Source organism: Arthrobacter sp. Br18 (assembly GCF_000520555.1).
Taxonomy (GTDB): Bacteria; Actinomycetota; Actinomycetes; order Actinomycetales; family Micrococcaceae; genus Arthrobacter_D.
The window spans coordinates 1-3,166 of the sequence record NZ_KI914871.1; the positions used below are offsets into that span (position 1 = coordinate 1).

A 3,166-nucleotide genomic window follows, 5' to 3' on the forward strand; every position below is an offset into this window, starting at 1 on the left:
CCCCCCCCCCCCCGTGAGTGCGTCGCGCCCGACCAGGGTGCCGCGTGCGATGGACCGGCAGGCCGTCGCTGTTCTCGCTGTGATCGGTGCGGTGCTGACCGTTGCCACCGTCACAGCAGTTATTGCCATGGGGGTGAGCTGGAATGATGTCGTGCAGAGCTATACCCTGACGAACCTGGTGGTCGGGTGCGGCTTCCTGGCCAGTGGAGTGCTGATCGGTCGCAGCAAGCCACGGAATGCAGTTGCCTGGATCCTGCTCGCAGGCGGAGTGGGGCACCTGATCACTGCCTGGCTCGGACCTGTCATCCTGTTCGGCCTTGAACAGCACTGGCCGGAACCGCTGACCAGAACCCTCACCACAATCTTCCTCTGCGCTTGGCAACTAGGCCTTGGCGGCCTCTTCCCCCTGGCACTGCTCCTCTTTCCGGACGGACATTACCCTTCCGTGCGATGGAGACCACTGGCACGGGTCATCGTCGGGTTGACGGTCCTGCAAATCTCGCTCGGCGCCCTGGGGACCGGGACCCTCTTCGGCGATCCATCGTCGTCGTCCATCCTCTCGACAGGGCTGGTTGTGCCGACGCTGGTCGTTCTGGGCATTGGCATGGTCACAGCCGGAACGCTGCTGCTTACCATCGCGTCCCTGGTAGTCCGTTATGTCAAAGGCACAGAGGCAGAGCGTCTCCAGCTCCTGTGGCTCATTCTTGCGGTCATTGCGATGCTGGTGATCAACTCCCAGCGCTGGCTGACGGGTGACGGTCCCATCCTGCTACTGCTCAGCTTCACCCTGGTCCCCGTAGCCATCGCCGTGGCAATCGTGCGCTACCGACTGCTGGATATCCGGCTCGTCGTGTCCCGGACACTTCTGTACGCAGCGGTGTCTGCATTGGCCATCGCCGTCTTTGCAGGCCTCATCGCGGGATCGTCGTTCCTTCTCCCCGAGGACGCCGACCGGGGGGTTGCCGTCGCAGCAGCCCTTGCAGTCGCGATCGGCTTCAACCCTGTGAGGGTCTTCCTGCAAGGTGTGATCGACAAGGTCTTCTATGGAGCACGGGGAGATCCTGTGGGGACAGCACGACAACTGGGCGAGCAACTCGAGTCCGGTGACGATCTCGATGGGCTGCTGGAGCGGGCCCGGGCAGTGCTGCGGCTCCCCGCGCTGTCCCTCCGGACCGAGAACGGCACGATTGCAGCTGCCGGCACCCCTCTGAACGAAGGAACGGAAGTGTCCATCCCCCTGACCTACCGCAGGGCGGCCACGGGAACAATGCTGGTCGGGCTCCGCCGCGGCGACAGCACGCTGCATCCTGCCGATCGGCGAATCCTGTCCCTCATCGGGACGCCGCTGTCCGTTGCCCTCTACTCGACGGACCTCGTTGGGCAGCTTCAGGCGTCGCGGGCCGCCATTGTCAGCGCGCGCGAAGAGGAAAGGTTGAGGTTGCACCGCGAACTTCACGACCGCCTGGGTCCGGTGCTCACCGGGGCGGTTTTTCGGACGGACGCGGCGAGTAACCGACTCCGAACCGATCTGCTCGAGGCGGAACGACTTCTGGTCGAGGTGCGTGCCGGCCTCCGTGAAGCCTTCGACGGGGTCCGCCGGATCGTCTACGGTCTTCGACCGCTGGAACTGGAAGAACTGGGGCTGCCGGGCGCCCTCCGGCAGCGCTTCGCTTCGCCCCAGGACAGGGGCAAAAGCTCCGTGACCGTGCACCTCGATACGCCGGGTTTCCTGCCGGAGTTGCCGGCCGCCGTCGAGGTCGCCGCCTTCCGCATAGCGGTTGAGGCAGTCACCAACGCCCTCAGGCATTCAGCTGCCGAATTGTGCGTCGTGACCATCCGCGCCGCGGAGATGCTCACCATTGAAATCACCGACGACGGGCCGCCCGCTATTGCTCCATGGCGGCACGGCATCGGGCTGCGTTCGGTTCTTGAACGCGCTGAAGAACTTGGGGGAACCGCCGTCGCCGGCCCACCGCGTCCGGGGGACGGGTATTCGCGGAGCTTCCCCTTCAGGCGAACGGCCAACCGGACTGGGCGGACACGGGATCAAGAACGCTGCAGTGAATGCCTTCGCCCTTGAAGGCACTGCAGGCAAGAGGCCACACCTGTCTTCGAGGACGACGTCGAGCACGCCGACGAAGCGACCGCTTGCTCCTGCGGGACGCGGAGGGCATCTCCAACTGACAGCGGATCAGTGCTGCGGTCCCGGATGGCGGGTTGACCTCGCTTCAGGCGAGGGTGACTATCGCTGACACTGCGGCGAAAGGCATTGTCACAACGCCCTGGACATTCGAGGAGCGGCGCTCCTCTCCGGTCGGCACCAGTGCAAGTTCGAGGAAGTCCCGCCCGATCCTGTCGAGGACGCCGTCGTACCGGGCGTCCGCGCTGCCCGCATACACACTCACATGCTGCCGGTCCCTGCTCAGGGTGCGCAATGCCGACGCAAGGCCAAGCCTGGCATGCACGCGTGTCGGCGTCGCTCCGACGGCGCGCCCCAAGCCCTGGACAACCTGAACTGCGGCAAGCGGAATCAGAACCGATCGATCGGCGGAGCGCATCACCAGCCATTCCGAGCCCACGTGGGAGATCCGGCCCGTGAAATTCTGGCCACCTGCGACTCGAACAGTCACGGTCCAGTCGCCCTGACCAGCCAGCCGCGCGGTCAGCGCGACGCGCCCCTGCTCACTTCGATAGAGGTCCGCCGCCTCCTCCTCGGACGCAGACTGCAGGGCAGCGGCGAACTGCACTTCCATGTCGTCAAACAGTGCAGCCCAGCGCATGCGGGAAGCCTATGCCGGGCGGTAGGTCACGTCAACGGACACCCGTCAGCAGAGCCAACAAAGTTAAAGCTAGACAAACTACACGAAACTGCATCAAACTACTCAAACAGTAACGAAAAGGGAGGTGGAGCATGCGGGTGTTCCCGGCTGATACCGCGTTCGGTGCTGCGGCATTGCTGGGCGGCGCGCTGTTGTGGTGGTCCGGAACCCGCATCATCGCCCAGGGATCTTCCTCTTCCGTCGCAGGCATCGAGGAAGTACTCGGGCTTTCCTTCGCGGTGGCCGGTATGTGCACCCTCATCTGGTGGCTGTGCGCCGCGGCCGCAGCAGTTGCCGCCCAACTACTTGCCGCGGGCGGACACGGCCGCGCCGCCGCTGCGACGGCC

3 protein-coding genes are annotated in these 3,166 nt (G+C 65.1%); 2 read left to right on the forward strand and 1 reads right to left on the reverse strand.

Annotated features, from left to right (window positions below):
- Positions 1 to 49 precede the first annotated feature (49 nt).
- A complete protein-coding gene (locus tag Y704_RS20805) occupies positions 50 to 2,080 on the forward strand; it encodes a sensor histidine kinase (protein ID WP_051476973.1) in 2,031 nt (676 codons plus the stop codon).
- Between the two features lie 148 nt (positions 2,081 to 2,228).
- Here Y704_RS20805 and Y704_RS0111675 read toward each other — a convergent pair whose 3' ends face one another.
- Positions 2,229 to 2,780 carry a hypothetical protein gene (locus Y704_RS0111675; RefSeq protein ID WP_026550255.1) on the reverse strand — a complete coding sequence of 184 codons (552 nt, stop codon included), beginning with the start codon at positions 2,778 to 2,780 and terminating at the stop codon, positions 2,229 to 2,231.
- Positions 2,781 to 2,911: 131 nt separating this feature from the next.
- Between Y704_RS0111675 and Y704_RS24540 the strand changes: the two genes are divergently transcribed.
- Positions 2,912 to 3,166, forward strand: a 255-nt coding sequence (locus Y704_RS24540) for a hypothetical protein (RefSeq protein ID WP_026550256.1), incomplete at its 3' end; no start/stop codon positions are given.